Here is a 17,137-nt window from a genome sequence, read left to right on the forward strand (position 1 = left end):
TTACCCTACACGATTTAACGATCAAAATCACCCGAAAGCCATTTTGGTAGAACAAACTCGGATGCCAGGTGTGCCCATTGATAACTTTGCCAATCAGCTCTACTGATCCACAGCACTTCTTCCAGTTCTTCATAGGGCTCAAATGCATATTGCTCTGCAAGTTTAATTAAATAGATATAGCCCACGACCACCGTATTTACTTCATTTACAGCCTGTGTACTGTGACTACCGATAAAGCTTATTTCCATTCTGCTCACATCATACCGAAGCTCCTCTTTCAGTTCACGAATTAAGGTCTGCTCACGGCTTTCTTCTGGCCCTACCTTCCCTCCAGGTAGCTGAAAATAGCTAGACCCTTTTTTACGAACCATTAGCAAATCTCCTTCCGGAGCAAGCATCACCGCCGAGCAAATAACAATTTTGTCCATATCATTTATTTCAGATCACAAAACTAACTTTTTATCCATCATCGAAGAAATATCTCCCCCGCATTCAAGACAGCTCTTTAAAATAAAATTTTACCGCAATAAACGCCTTATCATTGAAAATCTGTTACAGTTCACAAAACGAATAGTAAGGTTTAACAGCAAATCTATTTCCTTCAACTGCAATAAAATTGCAAATAATAAACTAATTATCTAAGTTTAAGGTATAAAACGATAATCTATACTTCCATATATGAATCGAAGATTAACCTGTTTAATACTAAGCATATTGTTTCTATTGCCGGGATGCCAGCAGGACAAGAAAAACACAGCAAAAACCAATCAGCAAACTGAGCAGCAAAAACCTACTCCACCTAAAGAGCAGGTTGAGCAGAAAAAAATATTTACCGCTGAGGATATTACCTTAAAAAAAGAGCTGCTTTACAACAAATACACCCTGGAAGACAGCTATCCTTACAAAGACACCACACGCGGTTTTCAATGGGAAAAGATCAAAGAACGCCTGGCCTTTATCGAAAATTTTCAACAGACACCATCACTGTATGGGGTTCTACAGAATTATCAAAATGAAAAAGGCGAAGCCCCAACAATACAGGACTATAAACGGGACTCTTATAAACGCGTATCCGACAGTTTCAACGTTGAACGCTATCAAGCGGCACCACTCTACGATCTTAACAGCGCCAAAGCTGTTCGTTACGGTCGGGACGGCTGGCTTGTCCGCATACAAGGCCCCGACAGCATAGCTCGAATTCCGATTGAAGGTATTTCATTCGAAGGAAAATATACGGTTCCCAAAAGATATCTGCGTATTATTAGCGACACTGTGCAGTTCAAGATCATCAATGTCGTCGATGTAAAGAACCAAAATATCTGTACCTTGGAAAAAGTCGGAAACGAATGGCTTATCCGAAGCATGAATCCTGTGACGAGTGGTCGGCACAAACCTCCCCATGCCCAGGAAACACCAACAGGCCTCTTTGTTGTTCAGGAACACAAATCCAAGATGTTTTATTATGAAGACGGCACCAAAACTTACGCCGGATTCGCGCCTTATGCCACTCGATTTACCGCCGGAGCCTATATACATGGAGTTCCAGTCAACAATCCCAATGGCAGCATTATCGAATATAGTGAGAGCCTAGGCACAACCCCCAAGTCGCATATGTGCGTCAGAAATGCGTCATCTCACGCTCAATTTGTCTATAAACGGTCAAAAGACCTCGCTTCACTGGTCGTTGTTATTGATTAACAATATTTAACATTCTGTAAATCAAATATGTATTAACTTTAATAATTAATTTTGTAAACATCTACACAGAAAAGGGAGAAGAATGGGAAATACGTTTATGTTTCTTTTGATGGCACTCAATACAGCATTGTCCTCACAAGAAGAATTAAAAACAACAGATCAACAAACCACCAGCACTCATCGTATCAATGTCGAACGTCAACACACCGAAGTTGACTCGTTGTATGATGAAATGAATCTAGGCAAAGTATTAAAATACGAAGCGTTTCGTCAAGCAATGGAAGGCAGAAAAGAACTTCCGATCCACAACAAGGACATCATGACCGTCATTGACTTTTCATTGGCATCAACGGAAAAAAGACTTGTGGTACTCGACCTTGCGCACAAAAAAGTACTTTTCAACACACTGGTTGCGCATGGAAAAAATAGCGGAGAAAACTATGCCGTCAATTTTTCAAATCAACAGGAGTCACTTAAAAGTTCTTTAGGGTTCTTCACAACAGAAAATACGTACAACGGCGAGAATGGCTACTCCTTGGTATTAAATGGTCTTGAAGAAGGTATAAATGACAATGCAAAAGCAAGATACGTTGTGATGCATGGCGCCGATTACTGTAGCACAGGTACAATAGCAAGTTTAGGCAGACTCGGTAAAAGCTACGGCTGCCCCGCAGTACCAAGGGAATTTGCAGGCCCTATCATTAACACCATCAAAGATGGAACGTTGTTGTTTATTTATGCAGACAACTCCGAATATCTCACAAAGACACACTTGATCCATCAACCCAATATATTGATGGCACAATTTCAAAAAAGACCGCCTGCATTTGATCACGAAGGCTAATAAATAAAAAAAGCCTGACGGAAATACTTCATCAGGCTTTTTTTTTATAAATTGTCTTTCGATACACCGCTACCGGACCAATACGACCCTAAGATTTATGCTTTTTCTTAAATTTCAACATCCAATTGTAAATTGCATCATCATGGAACAATCGCTCCACACTTCCATGCGTCCCCCCTTTTATCACATTTAAGCTCACATTTGCATCCGGATCTTCTCTTTTAATCGCATTCATAATTTTTCTGGACTCCGAAATTGGCACTGCACGGTCAGCGGTACCATGATGAAGCCATATCGGCACCTGCGTCAGGTTAGAAGCATACTGACTCGATCCGCCGCCACATATTACTACTGCAGCAGCCACCCTTTCGGGATATTTACCAGCCACATCCATGGTGCCATAGCCCCCCATACTCATGCCGCAAACGTAAATACGGTCGGGGTCAGCATTGTAATGTTCAATAACATAGTCAACAATTTCGATTACTTTGTCCGGATCCCATCCTCCCCGGGACTGTGGCGCAACAATTATCCCAGGTACCTCCTGCCCTTTGTTGATGGCATACAATACACCATAACGCTTTACACGATCTAAATTTGTCCCGGACAAACTTCTTCCATGTAAAAACACAAATACAGGTTGTTTTTCAGATTCCAATGAATCTGGTGCGGCATCTTTCAATAAAAAAGGATAAGCAGTTTCTCCTTTTATAGCATGTATTTCCTGCGCGTTTACGCGCATCAACAGCATAAAGAAAAAACAGATATACAGGTAAACTTTTCGCATATTTCTTGTCTATGACTATCTAGCTTAATTTTGGAGCACTAAAAATACAATTAAATGACTTTTATGACACGCATTTAACATGTTTTAACATTTCAATTGCGACAACATTACACTTTAGCACAACGCAAAGACGACATCCCATATTTGCCCCAAACTGATCATTTGGAAGATTCCATCCAATTATAATTGCATTTCATGCCAAATTTATCTTAGTTTGTAACATTGCGCAAAATATCCAAGCTCTCACATGAAAATATTGCATACCGCCGATTGGCATTTAGGAAAACGATTGGACAGTTTCTCCCGGATAGATGAACAAGTACTGGTCATGAATGAAATCGTTGATATCGCAGACCGGGAAAACGTGGATCTCGTGATCATCGCAGGAGATCTGTTCGATGCCTTCAATCCCGGTGTGGAAGCCATCGAGCTATTCTACCGAACAATCAAGCGTCTTACCAAGAATGGCATACGCCCAGTACTAGCAATCGCGGGCAATCACGATTCACCCCATTTGATTGACGCGCCCGATCCTTTGGCACGAGCGTCGGGCATCATCCTAATTGGGCATCCGCATGCTGTGGTTACCCCTTTCACAACAGATGGTTTCACCGTGTTACAGTCAGATACGGGCTTCATTGAATTGAGCTTACCGCAATTTGACTATCCGATTCGTATTCTTCATACAGCCTATGCCAACGAAATACGCTTAAAACAATATCTAGGCGAAGAGAAAGAAAGTAAATTAAATGAGGTCTTAGCAGCAAATTGGCAAAAAATAGCCAATACCTATTGCGATGATAAAGGCGTAAATATATTGACGGCACATCTTTACATGAATAAATTGGGCAGCCCACTTTTAGAGGAGCCTGACGGCGAAAAACCGGTCAAAATTGGCAATGCAGACTTAATCTATTCAGAGGCCATCCCACCACAGGTCCAATATACCGCATTAGGGCATCTCCACGGGTATAAAAATATCGGTTCTGCCGAAAAACCGGTGGTTTATGCATCTTCACCCCTATGTTATAGTTTTTCGGAGGCTGGGCAAGCTAAATACGTCGCACTGGTCAATGTATCGGCCGGCGAGCAAGCAAGGGTTGAGCGCATTCCACTAACTCAGGGCAAACCGCTGATCCGAAAATCGTTCGACGATATTGAACAGTGCATATCCTGGTTGTCTGAAAACCCCGATGCTTTGGTGGAGCTCACGCTGAAATCAGAAACCTTCTTAAAAGCCGAAGACCGCAAGCGAATCTATCAGAGCCATTCGGGAATAATCTATCTCATTCCGCTCGTTAAACAAGATGAGCAAGCGCTTCGGGACAATAAAGAAATCAATCTTACACAAGACATGTCGACCTTATTCAACGATTATTTCAAATCCAAGAATAGCAATCAGGCGCCCAATGACGACATCCTTGATCTTTTTCGCGAAATCCTAAACTCTTAATCCATGATTCCATTAAAGCTAACTCTAGAGGGGATATACTCTTATCAAGAACGTCAGACGATCGACTTTACCGCGCTTTCTCAAGCTGGGCTTTTTGGTATCTTCGGTGCTGTAGGCTCCGGTAAATCATCGATATTGGAAGCGATTACCTACGCCTTATTTGGAGAAACGGAACGCCTGAATGCACGGGATAAACGCGCTTATAACATGATGAATCTCAAGTCCAATCGATCTTATATCGAGCTTGATTTTGTCAATTTTGAAGACCGTACATTTAGAATTACCCGCGAATTTAAACGCAATTCCAAAAATTTCGATGATGTAAAATCCCCCACGGTTGTACTCTACGAAAAAATAAATGAAGAATGGGTTCCACAGGAAAGCAGCAACACACAGCATATCATTGGATTAAGCTATGAGAACTTTAAAAGAACAATCATCATTCCCCAAGGGCAGTTCAAAGAGTTTATAGAACTTGGCGCTAAGGAACGGACGGATATGATGAAAGAGATTTTTCAACTGCATCGATTTGACCTGCAGGATAAAGTTTCCAACCTCTATAAAAAAAATCAGTCCGAGCTGGATCACCTCAACGGTCAATTAATAGGTTTTGACGAGGTTACAAGCGAACAGATAGAAACGACCGAAACAAATCTCCAACTGGCAGTCGAGTCCTTCGTCGCGATTGAATCGTCGTACAAGTCGCATCATGAAAAGTTCTTAAGGCTCAAAAAACTCAAAGAGGATGTCTTAGAGCTTCGTACGGTGAAGGCGCTCTTTCAGCAATTGCTAGAACAAAAAGGTGAAAAAGAGACCTTACGATTAAAGTTAAACCGCTTTGAGGAAGCGCAAACCAACTTTCTACATATTCTTAAATCCAAGGAAAAATTAGCACAAGAAGGCCTAATTGCACATAAAAGAGTAGAAACCGAAAAAAAGAGACAGGCCGAAATTCAGCAGCTGATGCAGGAGCATTCCTCAAATCTCAATCTGTTGAAATCACAATACGAACTACTGCCGCAACGTCGTGTCCAGGAACTGGACCTTGAATTGATAAGCCAATTGATTACGTTTTCAAATGAAATTAAGAGTTTACAGGATCGGGCACAGAAGGGGCGTAATTTTGTGGAGGAAACAAGAGCGCAACAACGACATTTTAAAGCCAAAATCCAAGAGGCAGAAATTCAGATCGCTAGGCTAAAGCAATCAAAGCCTTCTGCCCATGAACTCATGGAGCTGGGCCAGTGGTACGCCAAACAGCAGGGCATCCAACAACAGGAAGACGATCTAAACAAGCAGGCCATTGATTTAGAAACAAGTATAGCTGTGCTGAAGCAGGAACTCCAGGCCATTCATCCGGACCTCGAAAAATTCCGATCAAATCACCTCCTTGTAGCCAGTGCCCTCGAGCGAAAACTTCAGTCTCTCCAAAATGAAAAATCACATCTTCTCCTGCAGCAAAGGTTGACCCAATATGCAGAAAACCTTAAAGCAGGATCCCCATGCCCACTATGTGGAGCATTGGAACATCCTGCTATCAACCAAGGACAGGATATTTCCCAGGAAGTTGCCGCCAATGAAAAATTGATTGCCGAGACAAATGAAAGTCTTAAGCATCAACAGGACCAACAATTCCAAGTCGAAAAACTCCAGCTGCGCTTGCAGTCATTAAATGAGCAGCAACAAGATCTAAACACGAAAATTCAGCTGAATACCAATAGCAAAATTGCGCATGCTCAGCAATTTACATGGATCGGTTATAGCGCTACGGATGAATCCAGCTACACATCAAATAAGCAGGAACTTGCCCGGATCGAAACACAGATAACAACAGTGGAGCAACAGCTTGGTGAGCACCAGACGACACTCGCTTCCGTTGAGGAAAAGCTGGAGAAATACAATAAAGCACTGCATCAGTTTGAACGTGATGAAGCAAGCAAACAGGCCCAGATTGATCAAAATATGGGGAACCTGAAAGCGCTGCGCTGGTCTGATTATGAGATGCGGAAATCCGAAGCAGTTGAAAAGGAATATACTGCACTGAAAAGATCAAATCTGGAGATTGAGCGCGACTACATTACTTTAAGCGAACGATTAAATGAGTTAAACAGTCAATTTGCAGCACAATACAGCTTGGTACAGACGATTGTTGAACAGCTTGCAGATATCCGTCGTGAAAGTCAAGAAACCGATGCTACAATCCAGCAGCTACTTGTGGCTTCATCCTTTGAAACTTTGGCAGAGATTCGGCAAATTCTTGCCGAGAATTTGTCTGTCATACAGATCCGACAAGAGCTTGAACAGTTTCAAATCCAGTTTGAAACTGTGAAGGCACAGATCAGTCAGTCGGAAAAGAAACTCGTCGACCAGGTATATGACGAGAACGAATTTCTTGCACAAGAAAAAATCCTGGATGAGAGCGCCCAACAATTGAAAGCGAGCACTGAAGCTGTTGCCCTACTTCAGCAGGAGCGCGATCAGCTAAAAATCGCCTATGCAAAAAAGGAAAATCTCCTGCAACAACAGGTAAAACTAAATTTACGCCATGACAATTTGAAGCAACTTTTTAATCTCTTTAAAGGTGCGGGCTTTGTACAATATGTTTCTTCGATTTACCTAAGGCAGCTGTGTGATCATGCAAATATTCGGTTCCATCGCATGACCCGAAATCAGCTTAGCCTACAGCTGAACGACAACAATGAATTTGAAATTATAGATTATTTGAATGAGGGAAAAAGTCGCAGTGTAAAAACATTATCCGGTGGACAGGCATTTCAGGTATCCCTAAGTTTGGCTTTGGCTTTGGCCGAAAGTGTGCAGTCAAATTCGCGTGCGGCCAAAAACTTCTTTTTTATCGATGAAGGTTTTGGAACACAAGATATCACTTCTGTTAATATTGTTTTCGAAACGCTATTGGATTTACATAAGGAAAACCGGATCGTCGGTATTATTTCACACGTTGAAGAACTCAAAGAACGTATTCCAGTGTCCCTTTCGATAGAAAAGGACGAAGAACAGGGTAGCAAAATTTTTATCAATTAATTCCGTTTTATTTTGTATATTAGTTATAGCGGTCCCGCTGAACAAGCCTGATCGCTATAACCAACAAAAACAAAAGATTATGGGCTTATTTTCAAACAACAAAAAAGGAAAAGGGTCTCATCCTTTTTTTCATAAAGCGAGCAAAGCAGTAGTCAATACGACCTTTTCAGCTAAAGATTCCAGTCCATTAAGGACAACACAATCCATGCTTTTTGTCAAACAATACGATATCCTAACGATCTTGAAGGAGGTTTTAATGCCGCAGAATCAAAACTAAATTCGAATAAAAAGGCTTATCTTTCCATCCAAAAGTGAACAATTGGTTTGGAGTTGCTGGATGCAAAATAGCGTCATTGCCATTCTCATGGAGCCACCCAATCCAAACTGATCCGGGGACAAAAAAAAGAAATTCAAAAAATCATTGAAATTATAAAAAAGGAAGTTTAATTTAACAAGATAAAACTTTTCTAAAAAAATATTGTCATACGATAAATAACAATCGATAGACAGTATATTTGTCAGCTATATGAAGTACAAACAAATCAACAATAATTCCATCAATCAAATCATGCTAATCGTCATCATTCTGGCGATATGTATATTGATCTTTACAAGCCTATTCTACTACCTACCCGGTTTTCTGGGAGCAGTTACCTTATATGTTCTTTTTAGAAAAATCAACTTTAAGCTGACTGAAGAAAAAAAATGGAATAAATCTTTCGCCAGTATTTTATTGATATTATTGACCATCATATTCTTGGTAGGACCACTCTATCTGTTAATCAACTACATGGTACCTCAGGTAACAGAAGTCATTAGCAACAAAGACGATCTGATGCACAAGTTTGACTCGATCAAAACCTACTTTAAAGACAGTCCTTATTTAAGCAATATTGATCTTTCAGATACTGCCTTAATGGGAGCGCTTCAAAAAGCAGCTAAATTCATACCCAATATTCTGAATTCCGTTGCAGAAGTGGGTGTCAATATATTGGTTGCTTTGTTTGTTTTGTATTTCATGTTGGTTAGCAGCAAAAAATTGGAACAAACCATCTATCAAGCGATCCCTTTCACCAAGGCCAGTAAAGCCGAATTGTGGAAAGAGTTTGACATGATGGTAAAATCCAATGCAATCGGCATCCCGATTTTGGCCATGTGCCAAGGTATTGTAGCCGGTCTTGGCTATTGGTTCTTTGGCTTGGAAAGCCCTATCTTTCTAGGGATACTCACCGCTGTTTCCACCATAATTCCTATTTTGGGAACGATGGTAGTCTATCTACCGGCAGCGCTTTTTCTACTTGCGAATGGGCAGTCCGGAAATGCAATAGGTCTTGCCTTATACGGGATCATTATCATCGGGAGTATTGATAATGTCCTTCGGTTTACCATATTGAAAAAGTTGGGCGATGTACATCCATTAATAACCGTGTTCGGTGTATTATTAGGATTAAATCTATTTGGTATGCTGGGATTGATCTTCGGTCCGCTCATTTTATCCTGCGTTAGCGTACTCCTGAAAGTCTACAGTATTGAATTTGGACGAAGTACGCCTGAAATCATTCAATCTACCTCATTGACAGACACAAAGTCTACTCATGACAGCCCTGACATTATAGAATAAGGGTACTTCAATAGGTTAAGTTGATTTGATCACAAATGCATCAATATCCAGTAAACTGTCATAAATGAGATTCAACGATTGATAATCCCTTTTTTTTCATAGTTTTGAATCATTAATACAATAGATTGTTCAATGCTTTCTACACAGAATTTGACAATTTATTAAGCATAAATATTAAAACGATAAAATCACTAAAACTGATTTAAAAGCAAACGTATTCTATGAATAAAAAGATAATCTTAGGAGTGACTGTGGCATTGGCTGCCGGAATTCTTTCCTCATGTAACAACAACAAACCGAAAACAGATCATACTGCAAATACGACCCAGGAAGCCAGCGCTGAAAGCCATGACCATGCAGGTCACGATCATGCAGGCCACGACCATAGTCAAGCTGCACCAACGCAATCTTCCGACCCTGCAGCCATTCTCCCTAATTTCACATTTTATCAGCTTCGTTCGGGCATCCGTGTTACGCAGGAAAACGTTGCCAAAGACAAGAATACCGTGTTTATCCTATTTGATCCAGGATGTAGTCATTGTCAACATGAAGCTACGGAGCTAGAAAAGAATATTGATCGTATAAAAGACGTCAATATCTATTATATTTCCATGAATGACCCGGCATTAGTATTAGGTTTTTTTGACACATTCGCTCCTAAGCTATCCAAAGCATCTAATGTAGAGGTATTGATTGATAAAGACCAAACGTTTATACAAACAATCCATGTACCTTCACAATTTCCGGCAAATTATGTGTATGGTGCGGATGGAAAGCTAAAAGCGCATTGGGAAGGTGAAAAAAATATTAACGAAGCAATAAGCCAATTTCATAAATAATCTGAAATGCTAAACATAGCAATCAATGGATTCGGACGTATCGGTAGAAATACACTACGTAATATCTTTTTAAGGGGGGCTTTCGATGAACTGAATGTCATCGCTATCAATGATCTGACAGACACCAAGACGTTGGCCCATCTATTTAAATATGATTCTGTACATGGTCCTTTTCCTGGTACTGTGACGCACGACGACAAACATATTATTGTCAATGATCTTTCCATCTTGGTCACCAATGAAAAAGATCCCGCGGCATTGCCTTGGAGGGAGCTTCAGATTGATGTTGTCATAGAATCTACGGGGTACTTTACCAGTCGTGACAAAGCGTCGTTGCACTTGGAAGCTGGTGCAAAAAAAGTGATTATTTCCGCACCGGCACAAGATAAAGACATTCCAACAGTGGTATTGGGCATTAATGATCGTGTCATTGATTTATCTGCTTCGATTTTATCCAATGCCTCCTGTACAACAAACAATGTTGCTCCCCTAGTTAAAATATTGGATGAAAATTGGGGCATCAAAGATGGCTATATTACCACGGTTCACTCCATGACTGGAGACCAGAATCTTCACGACGCACCACATAAAGATTTAAGGAGAGCGCGGGCAGCATCGTCGGCGATCATTCCAACAACTACTGGTGCTGCTAAGGCGATAACCAATGTCTTTCCACATTTGCAGCATAAATTAGGGGGCGCAGGCATACGTGTACCTGTACTTAATGGCTCATTGACGGACTTTACCTGTACACTTGAGAAAGAAACCACGGTAGAAGAAATTAATAAAGCGTTCAAAGCAGCAGCAGAAAACGACTTAAAAAATGTATTATTTTATACAGAAGACCCCATAGTTTCGGTAGATATCATCAATAACCCCTATTCATGTGTATTTGATGCCCAGTTAACCTCGGTAGTGGGTGGTCTGGTCAAGGTTGTGGGCTGGTATGACAATGAATTTGGTTATTCTAATCGTTTGGTTGACCTCCTGATCAAGATCGACAAGCTTGTATAATCAGCTGCCCCTGCAGCATCTTACGATAGGTTCCGGTATAAAAAAAGCGTCTTTGCCAGCTATAGTTGACAAGGACGCTTTTTTCTTCACGCCCTAATTTTACATTTCCCCTTCTACGCCTAAGCCAAACAACGCAAAATCATACTTGACCGGATCCAGCGGATCTAGTAGGCGTAGATTAGCCGTTAATTCCTGGGCTGTTTTCCAATTCACTTTATCCAATGTAATTAGACCAAATTTACGGGCAACGCGCTCAACATGAACATCGCACGGACAGATTAGATCTTTTGGGGACAGACGGTGCCAAATCCCAAAGTCTACCCCTTTTGTATCTTTTCTGACCATCCAACGTAAAAACATATTGATCCGCTTGACGGTTGACTTCTGTGCTGGACTACTAATGTGTTTCCGTGTGCGAACAGGATAATCAGGCAACGAAAAGAAATAGGTTTTAAAGGCATTCAGTGCCATTTCTAAGTCAACCTCCTCCCTGTTCTCCTGCCCTACAAGAAAAGCATCTTCTAAAGATTCGAAATGCTGATAGTGATGCTTAAAAAAAGAAACAAAATAAAGAATATCGGTATCATTGAACGTGCGGTGTTTAAATCCCAGTAAGGTTTTTAAATCCTGCTCTTGGTGATTGACGATATAATCGTATGGTGAACCATCCATTCGAGCCACCAGCTCGTTGCATTTATTGATAATCGTCTTTCTTTGCCCCCAAGCCATAATGGAAGCCAAGAATCCCATGATCTCAATGTCCTGCTTCGCTGAAAATTGATGCGGAATGGATATGGGATCATTTGGAATAAAACCAGGTTGATTATATTCATCAACTTTCTTATCCAAGAAATCTTTCAGATCAAAATCAACTGCCATGCTAATCCTTATCTTCCTGTCTGCAATATGCCTTTACAAATCTTTGCGATCAAGCCTGGACCTTCGTAGATAAAACCGGTATAAACTTGAATAAGACTGGCTCCAGCATCTAACTTCTCTATGGCATCTTTCGCCGAATGAATCCCCCCTACACCAATGATAGGAAATGCCTTGTTGGACTTTTCACTTAAGTAGCGAATAACTTCTGTTGAACGCTTGGTCAAAGGACGTCCACTTACCCCGCCCGCTTCATTAATAAGTTCCTGTTGACTCTTTAAGCCTTCTCTTGAAATTGTTGTATTCGTTGCGATGACACCTGCAATTTGTGTCTCCAATACGATCTCGACGATATCATCCAATTGACTATCCGTCAAATCAGGTGCTATTTTAAGCAGAATTGGCTTCGGAGCTATTTTAGCGACATTGAGGCTTTGTAAAGTATTTAATAGATGTTTTAAAGGTTCCTTTTCCTGCAAATCGCGTAAGCCCGGTGTGTTCGGGGAGCTCACATTGACAACAAAATAATCCACGTAGTCAAACAATGCATTGAAGCAATAAATGTAGTCATTGACAGCTTCTTCATTAGGCGTCACCTTATTCTTACCGATATTCCCCCCTATTAACAATCCTTTTCGATCCTTTAGATTTTTCAATCTTGTGGCAGCAACGTCTGCCCCTTGATTATTAAATCCCATTCTATTGATCAAAGCTTCATCGGAAACAAGTCGGAACATCCTGGGTTTATCGTTGCCCGGTTGTGGCTTAGGAGTTACCGTTCCAATTTCGATAAAACCAAATCCCAAATTAGTCATATCTGCAATATATTCCGCATTTTTATCAAAGCCAGCCGCAAGGCCCACAGGATTTTTAAATTTCAATCCAAAGACTTCGCGTTCCAAACGTGGATCTTCCACGGTAAAAAAAGCGTTCAATAATTGTTTGGCGCCCCAAATTTTTGAGAAAACATTCAATCCACCGGTCACTTTATGGTGAGCCGTCTCCGGATTCATTGTAAAGAATATAGGTTTGACTAATTTATACATAATCGCAAAGTTACTCAAAGAAGAAGAAATATTCATTACTTTTGTACTTTTGCAGTTGAAATGATATCAATAAATAATTTAACATTTGAAATAGGATCTCGCGCTTTATATGACGAAGCAAACTGGCATATCAAACCAGGAGATAAAGTTGGCTTGATCGGTGCCAATGGTACAGGTAAATCGACTTTACTTCGCCTTATTGTCGGTCAATATACGCCCACATCAGGAACGATTTCCATGGCGAAGGACCTTAAGATTGGTTATTTAAACCAGGACTTATTGTCGTACCATTCTGACAAAAGCATTCTGCATGTTGCCATGGAAGCTTTTGAGCGCCAAAATCAATTACATGCCGAAATCGAAGACTTACTCCACAAACTAGAAACAGATTATTCGGATGACATCCTGAATAAACTAAGCGATAAACAAGTAGAATTTGAGGCCTTAGATGGTTATAACATCGAATTTAAGGCCCATGAAATCCTTGCTGGTCTAGGTTTTTCGGAAGAAGAACAAAAAAGACCATTGGCCACTTTCTCTGGAGGGTGGCGTATGCGGGTTATGCTTGCCCGTATCTTATTGCAAACTCCGGATATTCTGTTACTGGATGAGCCGACCAACCACATGGACTTACCTTCCATTAAATGGCTGGAGAACTATCTGCAAGCATTTGATGGGGCCATTGTGATTGTTTCCCACGATCGATATTTTCTTGACCGCATCATCAAGAAAACAGTAGAATCACGTAAAGGAAAATTAACACTTTATGCAGGTAATTACAGTTTTTATCTTGAAGAGAAGGAATTACGAAATGAATTGCAGGCCAATCAGTTTAAAAACCAGCAAGCCAAGATAAAACAGGAAGAACGTTTAATTGAGCGTTTCCGCGCTAAGGCTTCCAAAGCCAAAATGGCGCAGTCGCGGATCAAAGCGTTGGATCGCTTGGAGAGAATTGACGATGTTGACGATGACAACCCTACAGTAAACTTCAGCTTTAAATTTTCAAAACCTTCAGGTCGTCACGTTGTGACGTTGGAAAATATTTCCAAGTCCTACCCTAACCTGGAGATCTTAAAAAATACCTCAGCGATTATAGAAAAGGGTGATAAGATTGCATTAATTGGTGCCAATGGTAAAGGTAAATCTACCCTCTTACGTATCGTGGCTAATGCGGATCACGAGTTTGAAGGAAAAGCAGAGCAGGGACACAACGTGTCGCAAACATTTTTTGCCCAACACCAACTGGAAGCCTTACACCTGGAAAATTCCATCCTTGCCGAGTTACAAACTTTCGCACCGAAGCATACAGAGACCGAATTGCGCTCCATTCTTGGATGTTTCCTATTCACCGGAGACGATGCTTTCAAAAAGATCAAAGTACTTTCCGGAGGCGAGAAATCACGTGTGGCTCTTGCAAAAGCATTAACCGCAGACGCGAACTTCTTAGCGCTCGATGAACCTACCAACCACTTGGATATGCAGTCTGTCAACATTCTGATCCAGGCTTTGCAGCAATACGAAGGTACATTTATCGTTGTATCCCACGACCGGTATTTCTTGGACAATGTGGCAAACAAAATCTGGTACATTGAAGACAAACAGATCAAGGAGTACCCAGGTACTTACCAGGAGTATGAAGAATGGGCTGCAAAACGCGTTGTGAAAGCGGAGGTAAAAACCGAGAAAAAAGTCAAGGAAGAACCCAAAGTAAAGAAGGAGAAACAACCTCTTACGGAAGATAAGACACGTTTGTTGAGCAAGAAAAATAAGGAGCTAACGTCTTTTGAACAAAAAATTGAGGAGCAGGAAATTTTAGTCAAAAACTTAGAATCGAAGCTTGCGGACGAAGCGGTTTATTCGGATGCGACTAAGTTACAGGAAACTACACGTTCTTACAACTCAGCAAAGGCATTATTGACACAATTCCAGGAGAGTTGGGAGCAGTTGGCGGAAGAAATCATGGATTTGGAAAATGATTAATTTTTTTGGCTTAAAATCAGCTTATTAAGCATTAGAGCGTGATTTTAAGCCAAAATTATTTGCAGGAATAGGATTAAAGCCCTACTTTTGCATCACTTCAAACAAGGAACGGTAGTTCAAAAATAAAGAAGTAAGATTCCGTAGCTCAGCTGGTAGAGCAATACACTTTTAATGTATGGGTCCTGGGTTCGAATCCCAGCGGGATCACAGAAAAAAGCTAATCACAAGATTAGCTTTTTTTGTTTATATGAATTATAAATGACAAAGACTGGACGATTATGTTATCTATTCTCACTCAATGACTTTAACCTTTTAATTCCGTTCAAAATACCTCCTCTAATCATATTTCCATATCCGTCATCAGATAATTTGTCCGTGAACGAAAGTGCTGATTGATAATTTTTTTCTGCATTTTCAACATCGCCTAGATCCTCATAGCATTTGGCAATGTTCAAGTACAGCGACGGGAATGCCCCGCTGACATCGTTGTTCTTTATTTCTTGAGCCAAATGTAAGGCCGTCTCATCCCATTTCAATTTGTCTGCAACACTCTTCTGATGTCTTGCTATATAATGGGCTGCTATAAATCTTTCAAAGTCATTTATCGCTTCATTCCAAGCTTGAGTAAATAATTTGCTTGCTTCTTCCGGTTTTCCCTCGATGTCCATACCTTGGGCACAAAGTTTAACGACGTGGTTATCTGGATCTAAATACATATTGATTATTTTTAAAAATGTAACTAATCAAATTTAAAACATTCCAACTTTAGACGCGTTGATGTATGTCAAAAAATCATTTCGATTTAAGCCTGCTCAACGTTTCTTGTGTAATATCAAGATAAGAGGCAAGTATTTCTGTTACATGCTGTAGTGTGAAGCATCTGCTTATCTGGTCTATGTGTTCCTCAGTGATACTCGCGTTGTTTGTAAGATAATATTTTAGTTTTCCTATCATACCAATTATTGTTTTGTTATTTGTTTATTACTGCAAGCAGTTTTGAAGTTAATTTTTAACGACACCCATGCCAAAACGTTCTTACATGCCTAACACTTCTTGTCTATTTGAGGAAGCGCGAAACCCAGTATTTGCTTTTGAATAGTTTCAACTATTTTCAAGGTTCTGATTAATTTAGGAATATTAGGGTTCGAAAGGAGGATTGACTAGGTTTAATACAATGTAGAAATGTCTTTAAAGAATTAATCGCACTTTACTCCTATTTTTTTTACCAATTCACTAATTTGACCTAAGTGCTCCTTTCTCACTTCATCTATTGCTAAAGTTCCGCCTAGAATTAACATTTCTTTATGCTGAAAGCGTGTTCCAAGTCTGTCCTCAAGCATAACTTTTTCCATGCTCTGAGCAATACCAATTTCCTCTAAAAACTTATTAGGATGTCCGGCAGTACAGATCACTATTCCCTGCTTAATTATTTTCATCTTTGGCAGCTCTGCTACTTGGCCATAAGCATAACCAAGGCAATAAACTCTATCAAACCAGCCTTTCATCATTGCAGGACAATCGCTCCACCAAACAGGATAAAGGAAGATAATACAATCCGCATTTTCTATTTTTCGATGCTCTTCGAGCACATCATTGGGAATAGACAATTTGATATTGTTCCCCCCTTCCCGCTGGTATTCTTCTACGGTAAGATTACTCTGAAAATTGTTAGCATACAAATCGGAAACTTCAATAAAACAGTTCTCGGAAATCAACATCTTTTTTAAGTGATTATATATATCAAATGTATACGACAGATTACTAGGATGGCAGTAAACAATTAAAATATTCATAATAACAGTATTGTTTTTTCCTTCTAAGGATTACAAGATAATATATAAAGATTTCTGAAGCAAAGAATAAGTAACTGCTACCTAAACCACACTCAAACAATACCAGCACACTGCATCACACTTAAAATGAAATAATTATAAATT

Annotated in this window: 15 protein-coding genes and 1 tRNA gene; 10 read left to right on the forward strand and 6 right to left on the reverse strand. The window is 40.2% G+C overall.

The features are described from left to right. Positions 1 to 14 precede the first annotated feature (14 nt). The gene (locus IQ31_RS00875) at positions 15 to 428 is read right to left on the reverse strand and encodes an NUDIX hydrolase (RefSeq protein WP_145326816.1); all 414 of its coding nucleotides are present in this window, start codon (positions 426 to 428) and stop codon (positions 15 to 17) included. 250 nt (positions 429 to 678) lie between these two features. Between IQ31_RS00875 and IQ31_RS00880 the strand changes: the two genes are divergently transcribed. Next, positions 679 to 1,698, forward strand: a complete 1,020-nt coding sequence (locus IQ31_RS00880) for a L,D-transpeptidase (protein ID WP_145326817.1) — start codon at positions 679 to 681, stop codon at positions 1,696 to 1,698. 82 nt (positions 1,699 to 1,780) lie between these two features. Beyond that, positions 1,781 to 2,542, forward strand: a complete 762-nt coding sequence (locus IQ31_RS00885; protein WP_244294286.1) for a murein L,D-transpeptidase catalytic domain family protein — start codon at positions 1,781 to 1,783, stop codon at positions 2,540 to 2,542. Positions 2,543 to 2,630: 88 nt separating this feature from the next. On the opposite strand, the gene IQ31_RS00890 is transcribed toward IQ31_RS00885, so the two are convergent. After that, positions 2,631 to 3,329 carry a carboxylesterase family protein gene (locus tag IQ31_RS00890; protein WP_145326818.1) on the reverse strand — a complete coding sequence of 233 codons (699 nt, stop codon included), beginning with the start codon at positions 3,327 to 3,329 and terminating at the stop codon, positions 2,631 to 2,633. 247 nt (positions 3,330 to 3,576) lie between these two features. Here IQ31_RS00890 and IQ31_RS00895 point away from each other — a divergent pair, with 247 nt between their 5' ends. The 6 genes from IQ31_RS00895 (at position 3,577) to gap (ending at position 11,298) form a co-directional block, all read left to right on the forward strand. Then, positions 3,577 to 4,782, forward strand: coding sequence for a metallophosphoesterase family protein (locus IQ31_RS00895; RefSeq protein WP_120334286.1), 1,206 nt, complete (start codon positions 3,577 to 3,579; stop codon positions 4,780 to 4,782). Between the two features lie 3 nt (positions 4,783 to 4,785). Continuing rightward, positions 4,786 to 7,824, forward strand: a complete 3,039-nt coding sequence (locus IQ31_RS00900; RefSeq protein ID WP_145326819.1) for an SbcC/MukB-like Walker B domain-containing protein — start codon at positions 4,786 to 4,788, stop codon at positions 7,822 to 7,824. Between the two features lie 79 nt (positions 7,825 to 7,903). Next, positions 7,904 to 8,101, forward strand: coding sequence for a hypothetical protein (locus IQ31_RS00905; RefSeq protein ID WP_145326820.1), 198 nt, complete (start codon positions 7,904 to 7,906; stop codon positions 8,099 to 8,101). Between the two features lie 249 nt (positions 8,102 to 8,350). Then, positions 8,351 to 9,445 (forward strand): AI-2E family transporter, encoded by a 1,095-nt coding sequence (locus IQ31_RS00910; RefSeq protein WP_075992785.1) that lies wholly within the window; start codon positions 8,351 to 8,353, stop codon positions 9,443 to 9,445. A gap of 221 nt (positions 9,446 to 9,666) precedes the next feature. Next, on the forward strand, positions 9,667 to 10,284 hold the full coding sequence (locus IQ31_RS00915) for a TlpA family protein disulfide reductase (RefSeq protein ID WP_075992786.1): 618 nt from the start codon (positions 9,667 to 9,669) through the stop codon (positions 10,282 to 10,284). Positions 10,285 to 10,290: 6 nt separating this feature from the next. Continuing rightward, positions 10,291 to 11,298, forward strand: a complete 1,008-nt coding sequence (gap, locus tag IQ31_RS00920) for a type I glyceraldehyde-3-phosphate dehydrogenase (RefSeq protein WP_075992787.1) — start codon at positions 10,291 to 10,293, stop codon at positions 11,296 to 11,298. Positions 11,299 to 11,397: 99 nt separating this feature from the next. Here gap and IQ31_RS00925 read toward each other — a convergent pair whose 3' ends face one another. Continuing rightward, a complete protein-coding gene (locus tag IQ31_RS00925; protein ID WP_120334283.1) occupies positions 11,398 to 12,177 on the reverse strand; it encodes a TIGR02757 family protein in 780 nt (259 codons plus the stop codon). Positions 12,178 to 12,185: 8 nt separating this feature from the next. Next, positions 12,186 to 13,220: a quinone-dependent dihydroorotate dehydrogenase gene (locus IQ31_RS00930; protein WP_075994823.1), complete on the reverse strand. Its 1,035-nt coding sequence runs from the start codon at positions 13,218 to 13,220 to the stop codon at positions 12,186 to 12,188. A 60-nt stretch (positions 13,221 to 13,280) separates the two neighbouring features. Between IQ31_RS00930 and IQ31_RS00935 the strand changes: the two genes are divergently transcribed. Together IQ31_RS00935 and IQ31_RS00940 are read left to right on the forward strand one after the other, a co-directional pair. Continuing rightward, positions 13,281 to 15,200, forward strand: a complete 1,920-nt coding sequence (locus IQ31_RS00935; RefSeq protein ID WP_145326822.1) for an ABC-F family ATP-binding cassette domain-containing protein — start codon at positions 13,281 to 13,283, stop codon at positions 15,198 to 15,200. Between the two features lie 134 nt (positions 15,201 to 15,334). Then, positions 15,335 to 15,407, forward strand: a tRNA-Lys gene (locus IQ31_RS00940). 74 nt (positions 15,408 to 15,481) lie between these two features. On the opposite strand, the gene IQ31_RS00945 is transcribed toward IQ31_RS00940, so the two are convergent. Next, complete coding sequence (locus IQ31_RS00945) at positions 15,482 to 15,916, reverse strand: rRNA adenine methyltransferase (protein WP_145326823.1); 435 nt, start codon at positions 15,914 to 15,916, stop codon at positions 15,482 to 15,484. Between the two features lie 480 nt (positions 15,917 to 16,396). Further along, entirely contained in the window at positions 16,397 to 16,993 is a 597-nt protein-coding gene (locus tag IQ31_RS00950; RefSeq protein WP_145326824.1) for an NAD(P)H-dependent oxidoreductase, read from the reverse strand. Positions 16,994 to 17,137 lie beyond the last annotated feature (144 nt).

Source organism: Sphingobacterium siyangense (genome assembly GCF_007830445.1).
GTDB classification, from domain to species: domain Bacteria; phylum Bacteroidota; class Bacteroidia; order Sphingobacteriales; family Sphingobacteriaceae; genus Sphingobacterium; species Sphingobacterium siyangense.